Raw genomic sequence first — 18,510 nt, 5'->3', positions numbered from 1 at the left:
GCCGAGAAAGCGACCCCTAGCCGACCCGCCACGCGGTCCGGGAAACTCTGGCATTGCCCGGAGGTCGTGGCCCTCCGGCTATTGAACTATCCTTCAATTACAGTGACGCCGGCGCCGCTTCTTCAGCTGGACTTTCCGCCTGTGGAGCGGCTGCCTCATCAGCAGGCTCTTCCGTTTGTTCCTGCGTTTCGATCAGCGGTCCTGTCCCTTCGGCGTTCAGGCCCAAGCGGCGGTTGTGCTCGGCGATTGGCTCCATATATTTCCGTTCGCCGTCGCTCGCGATCACTACGTCCCACAGCGGAAAGTTCTTGTCGACTTCTTCATCACCCAGGTCGAGATCCAACTGCTGCAAGATCCTGTTGTAATCGTCGACGTATTCCATCAAGTCGGAACCGGTCGTCGAATCGTCCTTCAGCGAAGGGAATGCTTCGTAGACATTTGCCCACAGATCGAAGCTTTCCTCAAACAACTCGCGGGCCTTCAACAGGTCGGCATCTTCCTTAAACGCCTGGTTACCTAAGTACGCCAGCTCACGGGCTCGCAGCGCGTCGGCCGTTTGCTCGAAGTCGCACCGCGTTTTCCAATACTCGTAGTTCGCCACTTGCCGGTTGTTGTTGATCAAGAAGATTCGGTCGTTAAGCTCCTTGATCCGGTTAGCCAATCGGTTGGCATCTCCCGCTTTGTCTGGATTCTTTTCAGCCACGCGAGCGGCGATCTCATCCATCGTCACCTCAAGCTGTGCCTGTCCGTCACTGGCGAGCATGTTCTGCTGCTCACTGCGCAAATTCTCGGGCACACCCATCGCGGCAAGCATGTCCTTGGGAAGCTTCGCCCGCTTCTCAGCAACGATCTCCGCCCGCACGCCCTTCGCCAGGGTGTCAAACTCCGATTGCAACTTGGCAACTTCCAATTCCCAACGAGTGAGATTTCCCAACTGAATCATCGTGCCCCGCGACGAACGCATTTCGCGGTTGCCGTAATCCTTCCAAAGGTTCGACGCCGTCCGCCATGCGGCACGGGCCCGCTCTTGGAACACGCCGTCTTCTTCAATGGCTTCGGAATAGTTGATCTGCGACATTGCCGGGGCTGCAAAGAAGGTCGTCGGGTTCTTCTGACCTATGCTCTTCTTTTTGTCGTCGACTACCGAAATCGATTCGTCGTAGACGCCCTTTGAAACCAGCCAGTTGTCGCGCTGTTCCTGCGGCGGGGGATTGCCGTCGTGGAAGCTGTTTTGGAAATCGTCGTCTGCCTTGAATAGCCGGCGATACTCAATGTGCTCGTCCGCCCGACCGATTTTATTACCAATGAACCAACCTAACTCGGCGAGCAAATGGGGATTGTCGCGGTTGTACTTGGTCCCTTCCTTCAAAAAGTTAATACCACGCAGCACATAGGCAAAGCGATCACGAATGTCGTCCAACTCCACCGACACGTTGTAGGTCAGGTTCCACGCTTGATACTTCCAGAACGAAATGAAGTAAGGCTGCAACTTGGCAAGTTGCTCCAGCGTTGCGCGGAAGTTAGTCCAGTCTTCTTTTTTCTTGTATTCGTTGGCTTTGCTCCACAGCATCGACACCGCGATGCCGCGCAAACCCAAAGTGGCCATGCGGATCGTTTCGCTTGCGGGATCGATTTCGCCCAAGTCCGATTGGCCGAGCTCATACTCTTTGCGCAATTGGGCCAGCTTGCCGCCATCGTCTTCGAGCGTCGAAGGCGAACCCAGCTGGGAAATGGGAAACAGCAAGATCGCCAACAAGACGACGTAAATAATCTTGCGATGAAATGACGAGTTCTCGTTCATCGTGCGACCTCACGAGTACGCAGCAAAAAGTATCCTAAAATCGACAGCCCAATCACGTAAGCCAGACAGATCGTCAAATCCTGGAAGACCTTATCCGCCGGAACGTCGAAGCCCAACGCCGCAAACGCCACGGTGCTCAACGCTGCAAAGTCTGGCAGCACCTGGGCCATCGTCAACATCAACGACTTGAACACCATGTCGACCCCTTGGATCAACGTGGTGGTGAAGCCTTCATCCAACTTGACGATAATGTTCTTTTGTGTGATCAAACGGTAAAACGATTCCACCGGTCCGCCGCCATACTCGGTTCCCATCGCCACGCCGACAAAAAATGGCCGGAAGAAACCAAGCACGATGAACGATACCGTGAACAGCATCGCCACGGGCCCGCTCAACAGCGTACTCGCGGTGACGCCAATGGCGATCACGATCACCATCTGCACCCAAATGCTCGCGTAGACCTTGATCCAGTTCAACAAGGGCGACGCGTCGGGGAGTCGCAAGTACATATCCGGCTGGGCAAAACCGAAGTACTGGCCCCCTTCCAAACACTGTACGCGGATTTCGAGTTCACCGTTCGAGCTGACAAAGTTTTTGTAGAGATCGTATTCCTTGTCGTCGGTCCCGCGCAGCTTGCGGGGAATGATCCGCTCATCGATTTTCGCATCCAATGCCGTGAAGGGGATCACTTCGCTCGCCAGCCCCGTCTCGGGGTTGCGGACCTGAATCGAACCGGTGATTCCCTTGCCAATCGTTCCTTTGTGCGTGCGGAACACGCGAACGATCAAGCCAATCGGCAAGCCCGACACTTCACCATTGTCGTAATTCAAGGCCGAGGATATATCGTCGAACGTCCAAATTGCGGTCGCCTGAGTATTTCCGTCGACGAAGCTGCGGTAAGTCCATTCGCTACCTACGCTGATGCCACGTTGCTTGGGCACGCCTTGGCGATCGATGAACGTCAGCTTACCCCAGCGTGGCACGCGGGCCCGCATGATACCTTCGGCCCCCAAAACGACTGAGCGGTCGCCCCGCTTCACAATCGGATGGGTGTGGCCATAGTTGTTCAGAGCGATGCCTTCACCCTCGGCATTGAGTTCAACTTCGTGCCGGTGGTAGTTATTACGCGAAGTTCGACCATCCTGCCCGATAAATTCGCCCGCCGCGTTTTGAACTTTCTTTAAGCTGCCGATTTCAACTTCGTGTGTGTGGTCCAGCGACCGAATCACAAAGATGTAGCTGCACACCCCCATGATGAGCAGCAAGATCGTACCCACAAGCGTGAAACCCAATGTGCGGCCCATCACGATTTCGCCCGCTCGCACCGGCTTAGTGACAATCGTGTAGATCGTCTTGTTCTTAAAATCTGCCGGCAAACTGAATGCGCTCAGCAGCAACGCAATGCCCAGCACCAAATAAGTTGTCGCGGTCAGCACAAAGCTGATATACAGTTTCGCCGGATCTTGGTGATCGGTCCGCAAGAACCAACTCGCAAACACGAGGATAATAAAGAACACCACCAGCGCGACAATGACTCGTCGTCGCCAGGCTTCCTGCATCGCCAGTCTTGCCAACGCCCACACCCGGCGCGGAGAGGTTTCCAGCAATTCGCGTACGCCGTTGGTGATCGTGCGGTAAACGATATCACCGCCTCGAAGAAAACCGTGCCGCGCGGCCGCGACAAAGAAGCCCAGCACGAGCCCCAGGAACGAAAGCCCAAGGGCGATCAGCAAGAACCGTGGCAGCGCGCCGATCGAACTGGCACTGCCACTCCACAGCCACTGGAAATACGGAAGGATTTCTTCTTCGAGAATCATGGCGAAAGAAAAATCTTAAACATGGAAAGAGGATGGAGAACGCTGCCAGCGATGCCTTACGCCGAGGTGGCCCTTACGCTGAAGTCGATTGTTCGACGTTGGCACGCCGACCCGGCCGGGCCTCACTATCTCGCACAATCGATAGGAACAACTCTTCGAGCGTTGTGCTCGGATTGTCCATCTCGATCAACTCGCCATGATGCCGCGCGATCACGTCGCGGAGCTCGTTTTGACACTCCGCCGACAAATTGCGGGCCCGAATTTGTGTCACGTCGGCCACAGTGAGCAGCGTATCCACGCGGCCCAATTCTTTGAGCTCACCCTGATGCAAAATCGCGATCCGATCGCACACATCCTGCACGTCGGCCAGCAAATGGCTGCACATCACCACGGTTTTGCCTTCTTCCTTGAGCCGCAGGATCATGTCTTTCATTTCCCGGGTGCCGATAGGGTCGAGACCGCTCGTGGGTTCGTCGAGCAAAATCAATTCGGGATCGTTAATCAACGCTTGGGCTAGACCGATACGGCGGGTCATACCCTTGGAGTATTCTTGCAACTGCCGCTTACGCGCCTTGTCGAGCCCCACCATCTTGATCAGTTCGTCGACCCGTTTTTTGCGGGTCTCAGCCGGCATATCAAACAGCCGGGCATAAAAATCGAGCGTCTCTTCGGCATTCAGGAAGCGATAGAGATACGATTCCTCGGGCAAGTAGCCTAGCCGCTCGTTCTTGGAAACGTCGGTCGCCCGCTTGTTGAAGACGAGTGCTTCCCCTTCGGTGGGGAACAGCAGCCCGAGAATCAGCTTGATCGTGGTCGTCTTGCCCGAGCCGTTCGGCCCCAGCAAACCAAAAACTTCCCCCCGCCGAATTTCCAAGTCGAGGGGTTTAAGAGCCCGCACCTTTTGCCGGCCCCAGAAGTCGCGATAAACCTTGCCCAAGGCCCGCGTCTGAATAACGATTTCGTCGCTCATAAAACCACTTGGATGAGAAAATGAAAAATATAAAGCCGACCCGTGGCGGATCGGAAAGCTCGCTTGGCGCGGATTTGGTCAGTTACCGGTACGTCACCGCTAGCGGAGGTGTTCACCGGCTGTCACCAAGCCCCCGGCAACCCCTCAAAACCGCTGGCCGCCGTCGCCCGAAAGTAAACTGCCAGTATAAGTTACGTCTCGCCGAGCGGCAAGAATGGCCACGGCGTGACGTGGAGCGAAATTGGTCGTCAGAATCCCTAGAATCGAGACTTAATTTCGTCGATTCTCGAATCTAAACGTCTGTAGTACGCTGTTCACCAGAGACCCCCAGATTTTTAGATGGGCTTCCTGCACTTAGTTAATCCGAGCCTCAAGGCTGAAATTTTATGTCGAAGAACTCGATTTTCCTTCCGATTTTACTGATCACGCTGGGAGTGGGCTGGCTGCTGACAACCCTGAATGTTGCTCCTCAAATTAATTGGGTCTGGTCGCTCAGTATCGCGGCCCTGGGCTTATTGACGCTGGTCATAGGTGGCATCGACAAAGTGACGGTCGTTATCGGCCCATTACTTATCTTGACTAGCTGCCTGTCGATACTGCGGCAAACGGGCCGCATTGAGTTTGATGTGGAAGTTCCCATCCTCATCATCATCTCGGGTATTTTGCTGCTTTGTGCCAGACACCCTCTGGTTCCAATCCCAAAGTGGGTTCTCAAAGACACGCGACCCGAATAGTTACATAAGCAATAGCCGCGATTCGACGAATCGCCGGTAAAACCCGGTGATCAAGCTGATCGCTTTTACCAACAGTTTGCCAGCACCTCTGGTTCGGACCGCAAGTTGCAGTCATTGTGGCGGAGCGGGCTACAAGCGAAAATGTGCGAAATAGGTTGCTAATTCGATATGGCGCTAGTTTCCGCAATCTTGTCTGCACTGTGCGTCACAAAACCACGTGTGTCGTGCGACGACCAGCTACTCCATTCTATGCAGCTCAACTAAAGAGGATCAGTCGATGAAGATCACAAGCTATCTTACCGGAATAGGACTGATGCTGATCTGTAGTGCCGCCTTGGCCCAATCCTACCCGTCTCCCATACCGATTAGTTCCTTAGAAGTCGGTATTCGAGACGTGGCTCGTATTCCCAGCCCCGGGAGTGGCAACATGCCTCGCATGAGCGTTGCCACGCGCGATCCGCTCGGTCGCTTGATGGTGAACGACCAGCGTGGTCCCATGTACACAGTGAATGTTACCACCGGGGCAGTCGCTGAATACTTCGACATCCGCGATTACACGGGCACGAATTTGATCTCGGGAGGCGAGCAGGGATTCCAAGGATTCGCCTTTCACCCCGATTTTAATACAACTGGTGCTCCCGGGTTTGGCCGGTTCTACACATTCCACTCCAGTAGCAATACCACTCCGACCCCTGACTTCTCACCAGGAACGGGTCCAGCCACGACCCACGACGAAGTTTTGCTCGAATGGCGCACGGATACCCCCACAGCCGCGACGTTCACTCCCGCGAACTCTTCGCAGCCTTACCGCGAACTGCTCCGCTTCGATAAACGGTACGGGAACCATAACGGCGGCAATGTGGCTTTCAATCCACTCGGAGGTGCCGACCGCAACAATCTTTACATTGCCATGGGCGATGGTGGCAGCGGGGGCGACCCTTTCAACGACGGACAAAATACCAATACCGGCTTCGCCAAGATTCTGCGAATCGATCCCCTCGGCACCAACAGCCCCAACGGTCGGTACGGCATTGTCGCCGACAACGTGTTTGCCGCCGACGGCAATTCGAACACTCGTGGTGAGATCTATTCCTACGGCTTACGTAATCCCCAACGCTTTGGTTGGGACACTGACAACGGTGACCTCTACATCGCCGATATCGGCCAAGGGACTTCCGAAGAGATTAATCTTGCCGTTAATGGCGGCAACTTTGGCTGGGATGTGCGAGAAGGTTTTGGCACCACCGCTGGTGGTTATCTCAATCCGGTTGCCGAATATCGTCACACAGTGACTGCAGCGACGCATCCTTCGCCCCTGCCTGGAAACTGGTCCACTGGCAGTGATGCGATCACGATGGGCGAGGTCTATCGCGGCACGGGGATTCCAGAACTGGATGGCATGCTCATCGCGGGAGACAATCCCAAAGGCCTGTTTTATTTGCTGGATGTCGACAGCGATCCTCTCGACGGTGGTGGTGAAGGGTGGACTGAACTGATCCCCGTGAATATGGCCACAGGCCAAGAGCGACGACTAATTTCACTGATCAACGCCGAACGCGCTAGCCTTGGTCTTGGCAGCACAGGCCGTGCTGATTTGCGATTCAGCGTGAATACCCCTGGCGAAGTCTTTGTGCTCAACAAACAAGACGGCGTGCTACGGATGCTCGTCCCATTAACGACCCCCGGCGATTTCGATGCCGACGGCGACGTCGATGGTCGCGACTTTTTAGCTTGGCAGCGAAACCCGTCGGTCGGCGACCTTGCCGACTGGCAAAACAACTACGGCGTGGGCGGTCTGGCTAGTGGGGCAGCCATACCAGAGCCAACGAGTTTGGTTTTGCTGATAAGCACAGCACTTTTCGCGGTCAGCTGGCGATCTACCCCCAGAGTGGCACGACTCTCAGTGTCGTGATTTCGTAAGTGAGATGACACTTCGCGCCGTGATTAATTTCGACACGGAGTGTCGATCGACAATGGCCGCGATGCCACAAATCCTACGACTGCGAGCATACCCAAGGCCATGCCTGCTGGCTCTGGTATCGTATGGGCTGCAAACGTTGAATTTCCATATCTCATCTGCCAAAACGCGAGTTCGTCCGCATTGTACGGAGAGATTGTTTCGCCACGCTGCCACATCAAGAAATCCCGGCCATCGATATCACCATCTGCGTCGAAATCCGCGCTCACCGGATTGAGATTATCGAAAATGTTCTGCGTAATGCGTGCATACAAGCGTACATCATTGTCAATCGAAGTATGCGTGATCGACGTGTCGCCGAATAAAACTTCCGTATTGATGTTTGTCGCTCCCGTGACAACATGCACGCCCTGCGGTTCGAAGAAGCCACCGGTCGAAATTTGAAAATAGTTGAACCCTTGGTCAACATTAGTTGGCAGCACATTGTTGACCCCGCCATCGAAATTGGCGACCGAATCGATTTGAATCGTCAGATCAACGCCAATACCCACCGGCTTGAGCTCGTTGTTGGCCACCTGCAAGGCACTGTGACCACCAAAGCTGTGGCCAATGAGGACCAAGGTCGCCCGCTCGCTCGCGTTGGCGAAAATCCAGTCTGCCGCCTCGTCTTGTTCGGACCACTCAAAAACTTGACCAAGATAATTCGGAATTCCAGCAGACGCCAAATGGGCATTCAAGTAGTCCATCCCAGCATTTGAGCCCGCCAAGAAGCCCGTGAAGAGCACTACTTGGTTTGTGAGCGCGAAGGTAGCGGAAGCACCGAAGGAAGTCAGGCCAATGACACACAGCATGGCACAGCGATACAGCCATCGCCTGCGTAAGTGATGCCTCAAAAGCAAACAAGTTCCGCCCATCCTTACCTCGTCACAACTGGAACAGCCGAGATTCTGCTCCGAGCATCATAACAGTTTTTCAATTGCGAGAATCTATCTCTTCTCCGCGTCCTCCGTGCCTCTGTGGTGAAACATTCACGAACTATCTTTGGCCAGAAGATTTGGCCACTTCAATTCGTTAAAATACAACTCGCCGCGAGCGGCTTGTGTTCTTTGACAATTGAAACCGCAGAGTGAACTTTTGGAACGCGCTCAATCGCACGTTTTGACCAAAAGTCGACTCGTTTCGGAACATGCGAATGTCGCAAGGACTTGAACGCTCAGCACTTGCGACAGGGCCATGTGACAAAACCCAGGAGTTTCGTCACCAAAGTTGGGACCCCAGCGATCATGACAAAATTCAGCTTGGCAAGGTTTAAGAGGCCGCAAACCAAGCAAACCTCGCCAAGCAGGCAAAGCTGATGGGGGAAGATTGCAGACAAGCAAACGACAGTGCTACCAAATTTTACGGCCGGTACGCCATGGCCAGTACGACTGGGGCCGCGCGCCGAACCGCCATTCCATGCCCGCCGTGAGTTGCAGATTGTTGAGCGTATTGAGCCCATCCGAGCCGAACGTGAGGTTGTCCAAGATTTCCAACCGCCACGCCAACCAAGGAAATTGATGCCACTCAGTGCCGATGCCAAACGGCATGGTCACGAGCGTCACCTTTTCTTCGGTGCCGGCATCGTTTTGGTAGTTAATCCGAGCCATGCCGCCGCCAAGCAATGCATAAGGACGAAATTTTGAATCACCCCAGGGAGAATATTTTATGTCGAAGTCGGTGATGAAATAATTGCCGTTGTAAGGTTGTTCAGCGGCATTAGGTTCCGAAAAATTAGGATGCGCCCATCCCAACCGTAATTCGTAACCCCAGTAGTAATCGAAGTCATAGCCGAGTCGCACACCAGCCATCACTTCGTTGTCCATATTCAATTCGTCGTCGATCACCAGGGGACCAATAAACCAATCCGCATGAAAAGGTCGGTTAAGCCAACTCGTTCCTTCCATCGGCAGCCCCTTGCCGGTGTAACGGCCCGAGGTCGAAGAATGATGCAGCCCAAAGTGTCGCATCCAATCGATCGGTTTGACCGAAGGATCGTTCCATTTCACAAGCGTTTCTTCGGGCTCTTGAGTTTCGTCTTCGACAATCGGTTCCCAACGATCAAACCTCGCGGCATCGGGCGACATGACTTCCACCTCTTCTTCAACTTTGAAGTCGAAGGAGGAGAGATTGGCCCGCGATTGTTCGTCGAAGGGATCATTTTCGGCACACGCCGGCACCGCGGAGAACAACAACACACCACAACACGCATAGCGCACAGCGCTAGCGAGAAAGGCACGCATCGATTGTGTGAAGACCGCGTCCATGCGCATCCACAACGTGATGATAAGAAAAGAAAACGCCCATTTCACGCGGCCGTTTCTAGGAAACGGAAAGCGAGAAATGGGCGGGGATTATGGCGGCGGTGGCGACTGGTGTCAACGCTGCCGCTATTTGACGCTAGCAGTTTCAGCGACTTGCGAATTCTGCGGGTCGGTGATCGTTTGCTTACCAACTTCCACCTGAGTTGCCGGCGGAGCGACGGCAGGTGCTATCACTTCAGCCGAAACCGTCAGGGCGGCCGTGCGGTTCGGACGATCGGTGGTAATCGTTACGGGAACTTTCACCGCACCGGGTTGATCGCCAGGGCGGTAAGTGATCTCAACCAAGTGCAATTCCTTCGATTCTTGATCGGTATTGAAGCTGAAGCAGTTGTCGCCGCAGTTCACGTCGAGAATTTTGAATGGTTTCTTGCCGCGGACAACGACCTTTTTGGTAATCGGTTCGCCAGCTTTCACGTTACCCAATACAAGGGTTTCGGGCGTGACAGAAATCTCCGGCACGACTTGCCCACCAATAAACAAGGGAATCCGCTGGCTATCCGCCCGTTGGTCGTTGGTTATGATCGTGAGTTGGTCCTTGACGAAACCAACCGGTACGTTGTCTTTGAGCCGCACAACCAAGTTGTAGTTCACCTTGCCCATCGTGCGGGGAGCTTCTTCCATTTCGACTTCGAAGAAATCGTTGTCATTGGTGACGTCGACAATCTTCCAGTCGCTGCGGCCGGCATAGCTGACATTAATACGCTGTTCGCGGACTTCGCCCTCGTCGACCTTGCCGAATTCGACAGCACCGGGAGCAATGACGACGTCGCCGCGGATGTTGCCGTGTACGCGGACTTGAACTTCGGCCGGATACGGGGCCCCGAAACTGACGGTCAATGTCGCACCGTGCATACCAACGAATGTGTGAGTATTGAACTTGGCGACGAGATAAGCCTTCTCGTAGGTGCCAATCGTATTGTTCTCAATTGTAGGCGAGGTACAGCCACAGCTCGAACGCACACCCAAAATCTTCATGGGTTGCTTATAGAGATTCGTGATCTCGAAGCGATAGATGGTTTCCGCTCCGCGGGCAACCGTGCCGAAGTCGTGTTCCTTTGTGTTAAACATCTTCTCGGCCCATTCCTGGGCAGGAAGTTGACTCACGGCGAAATTGGCGGCCACAACGAGGGCCAGACAAATAGTGCGCAACATGGCAGATGTCCCCAAAAAACGTGAACGGCCTGATTGCGCAAATCCTTTTGCAACGGGCATTTGAAAACTTTCCCTGCTAGCAAGCAGTACCAAATTATTGTAAGGCGTAGGGTAGTTTACCGCAGTAATTACGTAAGAGCGAAGAAATGATTTAATCAAAACCATAATTTTTTGCTTTTTTAACCCCTTTTGGGTAGAGCAGTTCCTTGAGGCGAACTTTTGCCCACACCGTAGGATCTACCGATTGCAAGGGCCGTACCGTTCGGCCAAGGTCACGCGGCATTTTTTCGGCCGTGTCTGCCCCCCTGCAATCTTCGCGTGCTTTGCTAGAATGCCCCCATTGGTCAGCCGAAAGCCGATTCTGGCCTGAGCATAACAGTTTCTACGAAGCCCAGCCGGGCCAAACCAGCCATCCCACCCACGTTCGCATGCCCAACTCCACGAATGTAGCGATTGTCGGAGTCGGCCTGATCGGTGGATCGATTGGCCTTGCTCTACGTAAGCGCGGGCTGGCAGCAAATGTTACAGGAATCGGTCGAAATCAGGGCACCCTCGATAAGGCGTTGGCCATTGGAGCGATTGACCGGTCAACAACGGATCTCGCTGCCGGAGTGGCCAATGCCGATTTCGTCGTGGTCGCGACACCGGTCAATCTTATTGCGGACACGGTTTGTCGGATCGCTCAAGCGGCTCCTAATGCCAAGTTGATTACCGATGCGGGAAGCACCAAAGGGCTCATTTGCCATGATGTTGACGCCCGGCTCGACCCGTCAGCCCACCGTTTTGTCGGCAGTCACCCCCTGGCGGGTGATCACCGTGCAGGCCCCGAACACGCGCGTCAAGACTTATTCGAAGGAAAAACTGTCGTTGTGACGCCAACTTCCACGACTTCCGAAGAGGTCCTAGAAATTGCGCGGGATTTCTGGCAATCTTTGGGAGCTATGGTCCATGTCATGTCGCCCGAAGAACATGACCAAGCCCTGGCAAGTACCAGCCACTTACCGCATTTGGTTGCCTCGGCTTTGGCCAAGTGCACACCGCAAGAATACCTGCCGCTGGCGGCCACTGGTTGGTCCGACACGACCCGAGTCGCCGCTGGCGATGCCGCTTTGTGGACGCAGATATTTAGCCAGAACAAAGCCGCTATGCTACCCGCACTTGACCAGCTGGTAGCCCAGCTTCAAGAAATGCGAGCCGAAATGGCAATGAGCGACTGGTCGCAACTCCAAGACACCCTCCAACAAGCGAAACAGATTCGAGATGCTCTGGGAAATTGACATCCACCCCTTACCCGGGCTCCAAGACCACGAAGCGCGGCGCGTGGCTGGTGTGGCTGCTGAGATGGGAATTGGCCACAATTTATCCATTCACTCAGCGCGGGGATTTCTGCTGGAAAGCGATTCCCTAGATGCCGCACAAGTTTCGCGGCTGGCTAGCGAGCTTTTTGCCGACGGCACGGTAGAACGTCCGGTCGTGGCCAAGGTTGGAGATATAAATCTGGTTGCTCCGCCTCAAGATAACGGTGCAACCTTATTGCAGGTGCTTTTAAAACCGGGCGTCATGGATCCTGTTGCTCAAAGTGCCGAGGCAGCGGTACGGGACTTCGGCTTTTCGGTCACCGCGTTGCGAACTCTCAGAAAATATTGGATCGCCGGTGCCGAGCAGGAACAACTCTCGGAGATTAGCAACCGAATTCTGGCCAACGACGCCATCGAGCAAACTGCCATCGGCCCCCTCCCTTTTGACCGATTACAACTGGGCAGCGAATATCAATTTCTTCTGCAAAACGTAGCACTCAAGGACTTGGATGAGGCGGGGTTGATGCGGCTCAGCCGCGAGGGACAGCTTTATCTGCAACTCGCGGAAATGCAGACGATCCAAAAGTACTTCGCCGAACTGGGCCGCGAACCGACTGATATTGAATTGGAGACTCTCGCTCAAACGTGGAGTGAGCATTGCAGCCACAAGACGTTGGCAGGACGTATTGCCTACCGCGATGAGAAGGGTGAACGGCAGTTCAACAATATGCTCAAAGAAACCATCTTCGCAGCGACTACTGAGCTACGAGAGCGTTGGGGCAACAACGATTGGTGTGTTAGCGTCTTCCGCGACAATGCGGGGATCGTACGCTTCACCGATGAATTTAACATCTGCTTCAAGGTGGAAACGCATAATCATCCATCGGCGCTGGAGCCCTACGGTGGCGCAAACACCGGCATTGGTGGTGTGATCCGCGATACGATTGGCACCGGCATGGGGGCCAAGCCGATTTGTAACACCGACGTGTTTTGCTTCGCACCTCCCGACACCCCTAGCAACGAACTCCCGCCCGGTGTGCTCAATCCCAGACAAGTGATGCGTGGGGTCGTCAGTGGGGTTCGCGATTATGGCAACCGCATGGGCATTCCCACGATCAACGGAGCCGTCTATTTCGATCCTCGTTATCTCGGCAATCCCCTTGTCTATTGCGGCAACGTTGGACTGATCCCCGTCGACAAATCGTTCAAGCAGGTACAGCCCAATGATTTGATCGTGAGCGTTGGTGGTCGCACGGGCCGAGATGGCATCCATGGTGCCACGTTTTCCAGTGCGGAGCTTACGCACGAAAGTGAATCGCTTTCCGGTGGAGCCGTTCAAATCGGCAACGCTGTTGAAGAGAAGAAAGTCCTCGATGTTCTGCTGGCCATTCGGGACCGTGGTCTGTACACAGCCATAACGGATTGTGGCGCGGGTGGATTCAGCAGTGCCGTCGGCGAAATGGGCGAGGAAATCGGAGCAGAAGTTTGGCTTGACCGCGCACCAGTGAAATACGCTGGCCTATCCTACACCGAGATTTGGATTTCCGAAGCCCAGGAACGCATGGTTCTCAGTGTACCTCCACAATCCTGGGATGAATTTCACGCCCTCTGCGAGGCAGAAGGAGTCGAGGCCACGGTCATCGGCAAGTTTGCTCCAACGGGACGCTTGCTATTGAAATATGGTGAGCACGTCGTCGGCGACTTGGAAATGGACCTGTTGCACAAAGGCCGTCCCCCCGTGATTCGCTCAGCCAATTTTTCGCCTCAAGCAGTTCAAGATATAGAACTGCCAAAATTAGGCAACAATCTTACGAACGATCTTTACCGCATTTTGGGCAGCTACAACGTCGCCAGCAAGGAATGGATCATCCGCCAGTATGATCATGAAGTGCAAGGCGGCAGTGTAGTCAAACCGCTTGTCGGCACGCAGCTCGATGGTCCTGGTGATGCGGCGATTGTTCGCCCTGTACTGTCTTCACGTCGTGGAGTGGTCATTTCTTGTGGTATGAATCCTCGCTATGGGGATCTCGATACCTATCACATGGCCACCAGTGCCATCGACGAAGCGATGCGTAATTGCGTGGCCGTCGGTGCTGATCCTTCGCGGATTGCGCTCCTCGACAATTTCTGTTGGGGCGACTGTGAAAAGAGCGAGACGCTGGGCTCTCTGGTTCGCGCGGCCCTTGCCTGCCACGATTTATCACTTGTTCTGGAAACGCCATTTATCAGCGGCAAAGACAGCCTGAACAATGAGTTCAGTTACTTTGATGAGTCCGGCAACAAACAGACGATTGCCATACCCCCCTCGTTGTTGATCAGTGCAATGGGGCAAATCGCTGATGTGTCGCTTGCCGTTACGATGGATCTTAAGCACACAGACAGCTTGCTGTATCTGGTTGGCACGACAAAAGATGAGCTTGGCGGTTCGCACTTCGCTTTGATCCACGACTTGAAAGGCGGCCAAGTTCCGCAAGTCGATCCCATTATGGCCAAGCAAACGTTCGCGGCGTTGCATCAAGCGATTTCTCAGGGTGTTGTACGATCCTGCCACGATTTGAGCGAAGGGGGTCTTGCTGTTGCCGCCGCCGAAATATGCTTTGCAGGTGACATCGGAGCTGAGATCGTATTAGATAAAATTCCTACGCATGAAACTTTGTCACCCGTAAAATTGCTATTCAGTGAGTCCAACACCCGTTTTCTCTGCGAAGTTCGACCTGATCAGTCCGCGGCGTTTGAAGCTGCTTTGAGCAACGTCCCACACGCTTGCATTGGTCGCACTCAAGCAGAGCAACGGTTGGAAATTGTTGACCAACCCAGTGGCACTTCATGGATCAATACCGAACTATCCGCGTTGAAAGCCGCTTGGAAAGAACCGCTCGCCTGGTAAGAACGATATGACACAACCCCGCATTATGATTTTGCGAGCACCCGGCACGAATTGCGACGTGGAGACCGCGCACGCTTTTCAATTGGCCGGCGGACTGCCCGAAGTATTTCATCTCAATCGTTTGCTCGAATCTCCCGAGTTAGCTACCGAATACCAAATCCTTTGTCTGCCGGGCGGGTTTAGCTATGGCGACGACGTTGCTGCCGGTCGGATCTATGGCAACCAGATTCGCCATCACTTGGCCGACGCGATGCGAGAGTTTCGCGAAGAGGGTAAGCTCATCTTAGGTATCTGCAATGGATTTCAAGTTCTCATCAAATCAGGCCTGCTCGATACGGACGATTCACAGGGACCGGCAGCATCACTAACTTGGAATGATTCGGGAAAATTCATCGACCGCTGGGTTAGCTTACAAACCTCCGGTGATCACTGTGTGTTTCTACAAGGAATCAGCTCCCTTGTCCTGCCGATTGCTCACGCCGAAGGAAAGTTCGTGGTTCGTGACGACGAGTGGCTCAACCGCTTTGAAGAGAATGGCCAGCTAGTTTTGCGTTATGCGGACACTGGCGAGATGCCTTCGCCCTATAATCCCAACGGTGCCGCGGCCGACGTGGCGGGCATGTGCGACTCGACGGGACGAGTCTTTGGCTTGATGCCGCACCCCGAGCGTTTTGTCGATTTCACGCAGCATCCCCAGTGGACGAGGCTTAGTGAACGCGGTGAAGGACAAGGGCTCGCCATGTTCCGTAATGCCGTAAGGTACTTTTCTTGAATTTAAGCAAAGCGTTTGTAACGCGGCTCGATTTCTGGTTTCTCCTTAACGGGTAGTGACTCCGCAAGCCACCAAGCAAACCGTCCCAGCACCCGGCAATACACAAATGCGGTAGCGAGTGCCACGGGAACAATTCCCAACAGCCACTCACGAGCCATCACGAGAATGGCCATGGAAGCTGCAATCCCAATCGCGAGGATGATTGCCGACTCGACATAGAACAATAACCAATGGGCAGGCCGCAGCACGAGGCTTCCCCATACTCGGAGAGAAAAGATCCCCATCGGTGTGTTTTGATGAAACGTTGAAAGCAACAGTACGGGAAAGAAGATCAAGAAGCTGCCGCCCCCGACGGCAAATGAATATTCCCAAGGAACAAATTTCATAACCGCAAACCCAGGGATACAGCTCAACGAGAGTGTGGTGCCGATATGCAGCATCTCCATCAGACATTCAAAGAAGCGGGGGCTGGGTGAAGCGTATAGTTTGGTATGTCCCTCAGAACTCTCGGCCACAATCGCACAGAGAATGGCCGCGGTCGGGCCATACCACATCAGCCCCGTCAAGAAGCCGAAGATTCGACACATTAAGGCGAACATTTGAGCAAAGCCGCTTGCGCTGGCTGTAGGAATCGAGTTAATGAGCAACCAAGCAACCACTGTCCCACCCACCGATAATCCGACCCACCACGTGATCACCGGTTCTCTCACGAGCATCGACAAGACACCGTTGAGCGTTGGTAAGGGCGGCATTTTGGGACGTTCTGCGGCAAGCTTTTCGGCTTCCTTGGCAACTGCCACCTGTCCTTCCTGCTTAATTCGCTCGATATACTCGGGAACGACTTTCTGTCGGGTCGGCGGAGGGGCAGAGAGCTTGTACTCTTCGCCGTCGGGAACAAGTGGCGACTTTTTCTCGACTTCTTTGGGCGGTTCTTTGACCGCAGTGAGTGCGCCACAATCGGGGCACTTAAGTTTGCCACCCACATGCTTGAGTTCGGCATACATCAAAGTGCCGCAAACCCGGCAGTAGATGGGGAACAGCTTGGGTTGTGCGACTCGTTGCTTTTCAGGTTCAGGGGCTTTGTCGACTTCCCACACGTCGTACTGCGGTCCTTGCATGGCCGCTGGGACACGCGGGGCCTCGGGTTTTCTGGGAGTGGGAATAACATTCACGGCGCCGCAATCGGTGCACTTGGCTTTTTTGCCGCTATCTTCGCTCTTGGCGACAAGACGTGTGTCGCAAACCCGGCACCATAATTCGACAAATTTAGGTGGCTCGGGCTGACTCGGTTTGTCATTTTGCTCATCCAAATTGGGAATCAACAGCGATTTTCCGCATTTTCCACAGCGGCATGGCTTGCCCGCCTGAGCAGGATCGTAAGGCAAAACGGCTTGGCAGCCATCACACACGAAGCGGCGATTTGCGGATGGTGGGCCCGACATGAATAGCAAAGTCCTCTCGATCAATCCTAGACGGCTTCTTCCGCAAGTCTGTAATTCGACTTAATCATAGGAGTCGGCTTGTCAGGTGATTTGTCTAATTGTTAGCATCAAATCCCATGTGGCAGGGAATTCAAGGACATGACGCGGTTGTGGAACAATTTCGTGGCAACTTGGCTAGTGGGCGGCTCGCGTCGAGTTATTTGTTCCTCGGCCCTGCTGGGATCGGCAAACGCACGTTTGCTCTCAAGTTGGCCAAGTCACTGCTCTGCACGAATGCAAACGAAACGGACCTCTTGCCCTGTGGACATTGCGACTCCTGCCGGCTCATGGACGCCGGAACGCATCCCGATATCGACGTTGTTGGGTTACCTGCGGGAAAGCGGTGGCTGCCGCTCGAACTCTTCTTGGGTGATCGTGAGCACCGCAACCAAGTCGGCTTGTGCCATAACATCTCACTGCGGCCGATGATGGGTCGCCGTAGGGTGGCGATCATCGACGATGCCGACGGCCTGAAGACTGAGAGTGCCAATTGCCTGCTCAAGACCCTGGAAGAACCCCCGCGGGGGGCGCTGCTGATTCTGATCGGCACGAATCGGAGCCGGCAACTTCCCACGATTCTCTCGAGGACCCAGATCGTTCGGTTCGAGCCCTTGCCACAAGAAGTGGTTAGCCAGTTGCTCCTGGAGCAGGCCATCGTAGAGAACGAATCCCAGGCTAGGGATCTGGCGGCACAATCTGGCGGTAGTTTGCAAAGAGCCACCGAGATGCTTGCCATGAACCTTGGCGACTTTCGCCAGCGGCTGGTTAAACATTTTTCCCAGCCTGGACTCAATAGTGTGCGCTTTGTTTCGATGGTTAACGATTTCGTCAGTGAGGCAGGCACCGAATCCGAGGCCAAGCGGCAGCGGCTAAGGGCGACCTTTGACTTGGTGATTGAACATCTGCGAGATCAGTTGACGGCGGCCAAAGCCCCCGTTTCAACGAATCGCGCATCGGATTCACGCTTACTCGCTGCTTTGGACCGCTGTGTCCTGGCCGAGGAAGAGCTGGACCGCAATGCCAACCAAGCGACTTTGCTGGAATGCTGGTTCGACGATCTGTCGCGACTCTTGAACACGGCCTCAGTCCCACGTTGAACTGTATTTTTCCACGAGGGCTTCCGGTTGACTGTCCGGGTCAGTCGATCTAAACTTCGCTCTTGCTTAGGATTACATTCTTGCAAGCTGTACCGTCGTGGCCGGTTCTTCTTTGAATCGTTCGGTTCAAAATCGTCAAATTCCTGGCTATCCGAGCGGTTCTGGGGAGTTGCGTATTCTATTTTTGGATAGCTCGGAACGTTCAGGAGGGGGACGTTGGATC

Annotated in this window: 13 protein-coding genes; 6 read left to right on the top strand and 7 right to left on the bottom strand. The window is 54.3% G+C overall.

Going from position 1 to position 18,510, the window contains the following annotated elements; all coding sequences use genetic code 11:
* Positions 1-97: 97 nt before the first annotated feature.
* The 3 genes from AC6T8Q_RS05990 to AC6T8Q_RS05980 form a co-directional block, all read right to left on the bottom strand.
* Positions 98-1,801, bottom strand: a complete 1,704-nt coding sequence (locus tag AC6T8Q_RS05990) for a hypothetical protein (protein WP_500678202.1) — start codon at positions 1,799-1,801, stop codon at positions 98-100.
* Complete coding sequence (locus tag AC6T8Q_RS05985) at positions 1,798-3,618, bottom strand: ABC transporter permease (RefSeq protein ID WP_500678201.1); 1,821 nt, start codon at positions 3,616-3,618, stop codon at positions 1,798-1,800. The genes AC6T8Q_RS05990 and AC6T8Q_RS05985 overlap by 4 nt, the downstream gene beginning before the upstream one ends.
* A 73-nt stretch (positions 3,619-3,691) precedes the next feature.
* Complete coding sequence (locus AC6T8Q_RS05980; RefSeq protein ID WP_496919439.1) at positions 3,692-4,588, bottom strand: ABC transporter ATP-binding protein; 897 nt, start codon at positions 4,586-4,588, stop codon at positions 3,692-3,694.
* Between the two features lie 386 nt (positions 4,589-4,974).
* Here AC6T8Q_RS05980 and AC6T8Q_RS05975 point away from each other — a divergent pair, with 386 nt between their 5' ends.
* Together AC6T8Q_RS05975 and AC6T8Q_RS05970 are read left to right on the top strand one after the other, a co-directional pair.
* Positions 4,975-5,322, top strand: coding sequence for a hypothetical protein (locus tag AC6T8Q_RS05975; RefSeq protein WP_500678200.1), 348 nt, complete (start codon positions 4,975-4,977; stop codon positions 5,320-5,322).
* Positions 5,323-5,599: 277 nt separating this feature from the next.
* Positions 5,600-7,234 (top strand): PQQ-dependent sugar dehydrogenase, encoded by a 1,635-nt coding sequence (locus tag AC6T8Q_RS05970; protein WP_500678199.1) that lies wholly within the window; start codon positions 5,600-5,602, stop codon positions 7,232-7,234.
* 32 nt (positions 7,235-7,266) lie between these two features.
* On the opposite strand, the gene AC6T8Q_RS05965 is transcribed toward AC6T8Q_RS05970, so the two are convergent.
* The 3 genes from AC6T8Q_RS05965 to AC6T8Q_RS05955 form a co-directional block, all read right to left on the bottom strand.
* Positions 7,267-8,091 (bottom strand): hypothetical protein, encoded by an 825-nt coding sequence (locus AC6T8Q_RS05965; RefSeq protein ID WP_500678198.1) that lies wholly within the window; start codon positions 8,089-8,091, stop codon positions 7,267-7,269.
* 537 nt (positions 8,092-8,628) lie between these two features.
* Complete coding sequence (locus tag AC6T8Q_RS05960; RefSeq protein ID WP_500678197.1) at positions 8,629-9,588, bottom strand: outer membrane beta-barrel protein; 960 nt, start codon at positions 9,586-9,588, stop codon at positions 8,629-8,631.
* 78 nt (positions 9,589-9,666) lie between these two features.
* A complete protein-coding gene (locus tag AC6T8Q_RS05955; RefSeq protein WP_500678196.1) occupies positions 9,667-10,752 on the bottom strand; it encodes a DUF1573 domain-containing protein in 1,086 nt (361 codons plus the stop codon).
* A 293-nt stretch (positions 10,753-11,045) separates the two neighbouring features.
* On the opposite strand from AC6T8Q_RS05955, the gene AC6T8Q_RS05950 reads away from it, so the two are divergent.
* From AC6T8Q_RS05950 to purQ, 3 genes are read left to right on the top strand one after another with little or no spacing between them, the layout of a single operon-like run.
* Positions 11,046-12,029, top strand: a complete 984-nt coding sequence (locus AC6T8Q_RS05950) for a prephenate dehydrogenase (protein WP_500678195.1) — start codon at positions 11,046-11,048, stop codon at positions 12,027-12,029.
* On the top strand, positions 12,013-14,937 hold the full coding sequence (gene purL, locus AC6T8Q_RS05945; protein ID WP_500678194.1) for a phosphoribosylformylglycinamidine synthase subunit PurL: 2,925 nt from the start codon (positions 12,013-12,015) through the stop codon (positions 14,935-14,937). The genes AC6T8Q_RS05950 and purL overlap by 17 nt, the downstream gene beginning before the upstream one ends.
* Positions 14,938-14,944: 7 nt before the next feature.
* Positions 14,945-15,709, top strand: a complete 765-nt coding sequence (purQ, locus tag AC6T8Q_RS05940; RefSeq protein ID WP_500678193.1) for a phosphoribosylformylglycinamidine synthase I — start codon at positions 14,945-14,947, stop codon at positions 15,707-15,709.
* A gap of 2 nt (positions 15,710-15,711) precedes the next feature.
* Here purQ and AC6T8Q_RS05935 read toward each other — a convergent pair whose 3' ends face one another.
* Entirely contained in the window at positions 15,712-17,151 is a 1,440-nt protein-coding gene (locus AC6T8Q_RS05935) for a hypothetical protein (RefSeq protein WP_500678192.1), read from the bottom strand.
* A gap of 98 nt (positions 17,152-17,249) precedes the next feature.
* Between AC6T8Q_RS05935 and AC6T8Q_RS05930 the strand changes: the two genes are divergently transcribed.
* Positions 17,250-18,287, top strand: coding sequence for a DNA polymerase III subunit (locus AC6T8Q_RS05930; RefSeq protein WP_500678191.1), 1,038 nt, complete (start codon positions 17,250-17,252; stop codon positions 18,285-18,287).
* Positions 18,288-18,510 lie beyond the last annotated feature (223 nt).

Source organism: Bythopirellula sp., from assembly GCF_041737835.1.
Taxonomy (GTDB): Bacteria; Planctomycetota; Planctomycetia; order Pirellulales; family Lacipirellulaceae; genus Bythopirellula.
The sequence above is the reverse complement of the archived record's forward strand: the minus strand, read 5'-3'. Positions and strand labels throughout refer to the sequence as shown.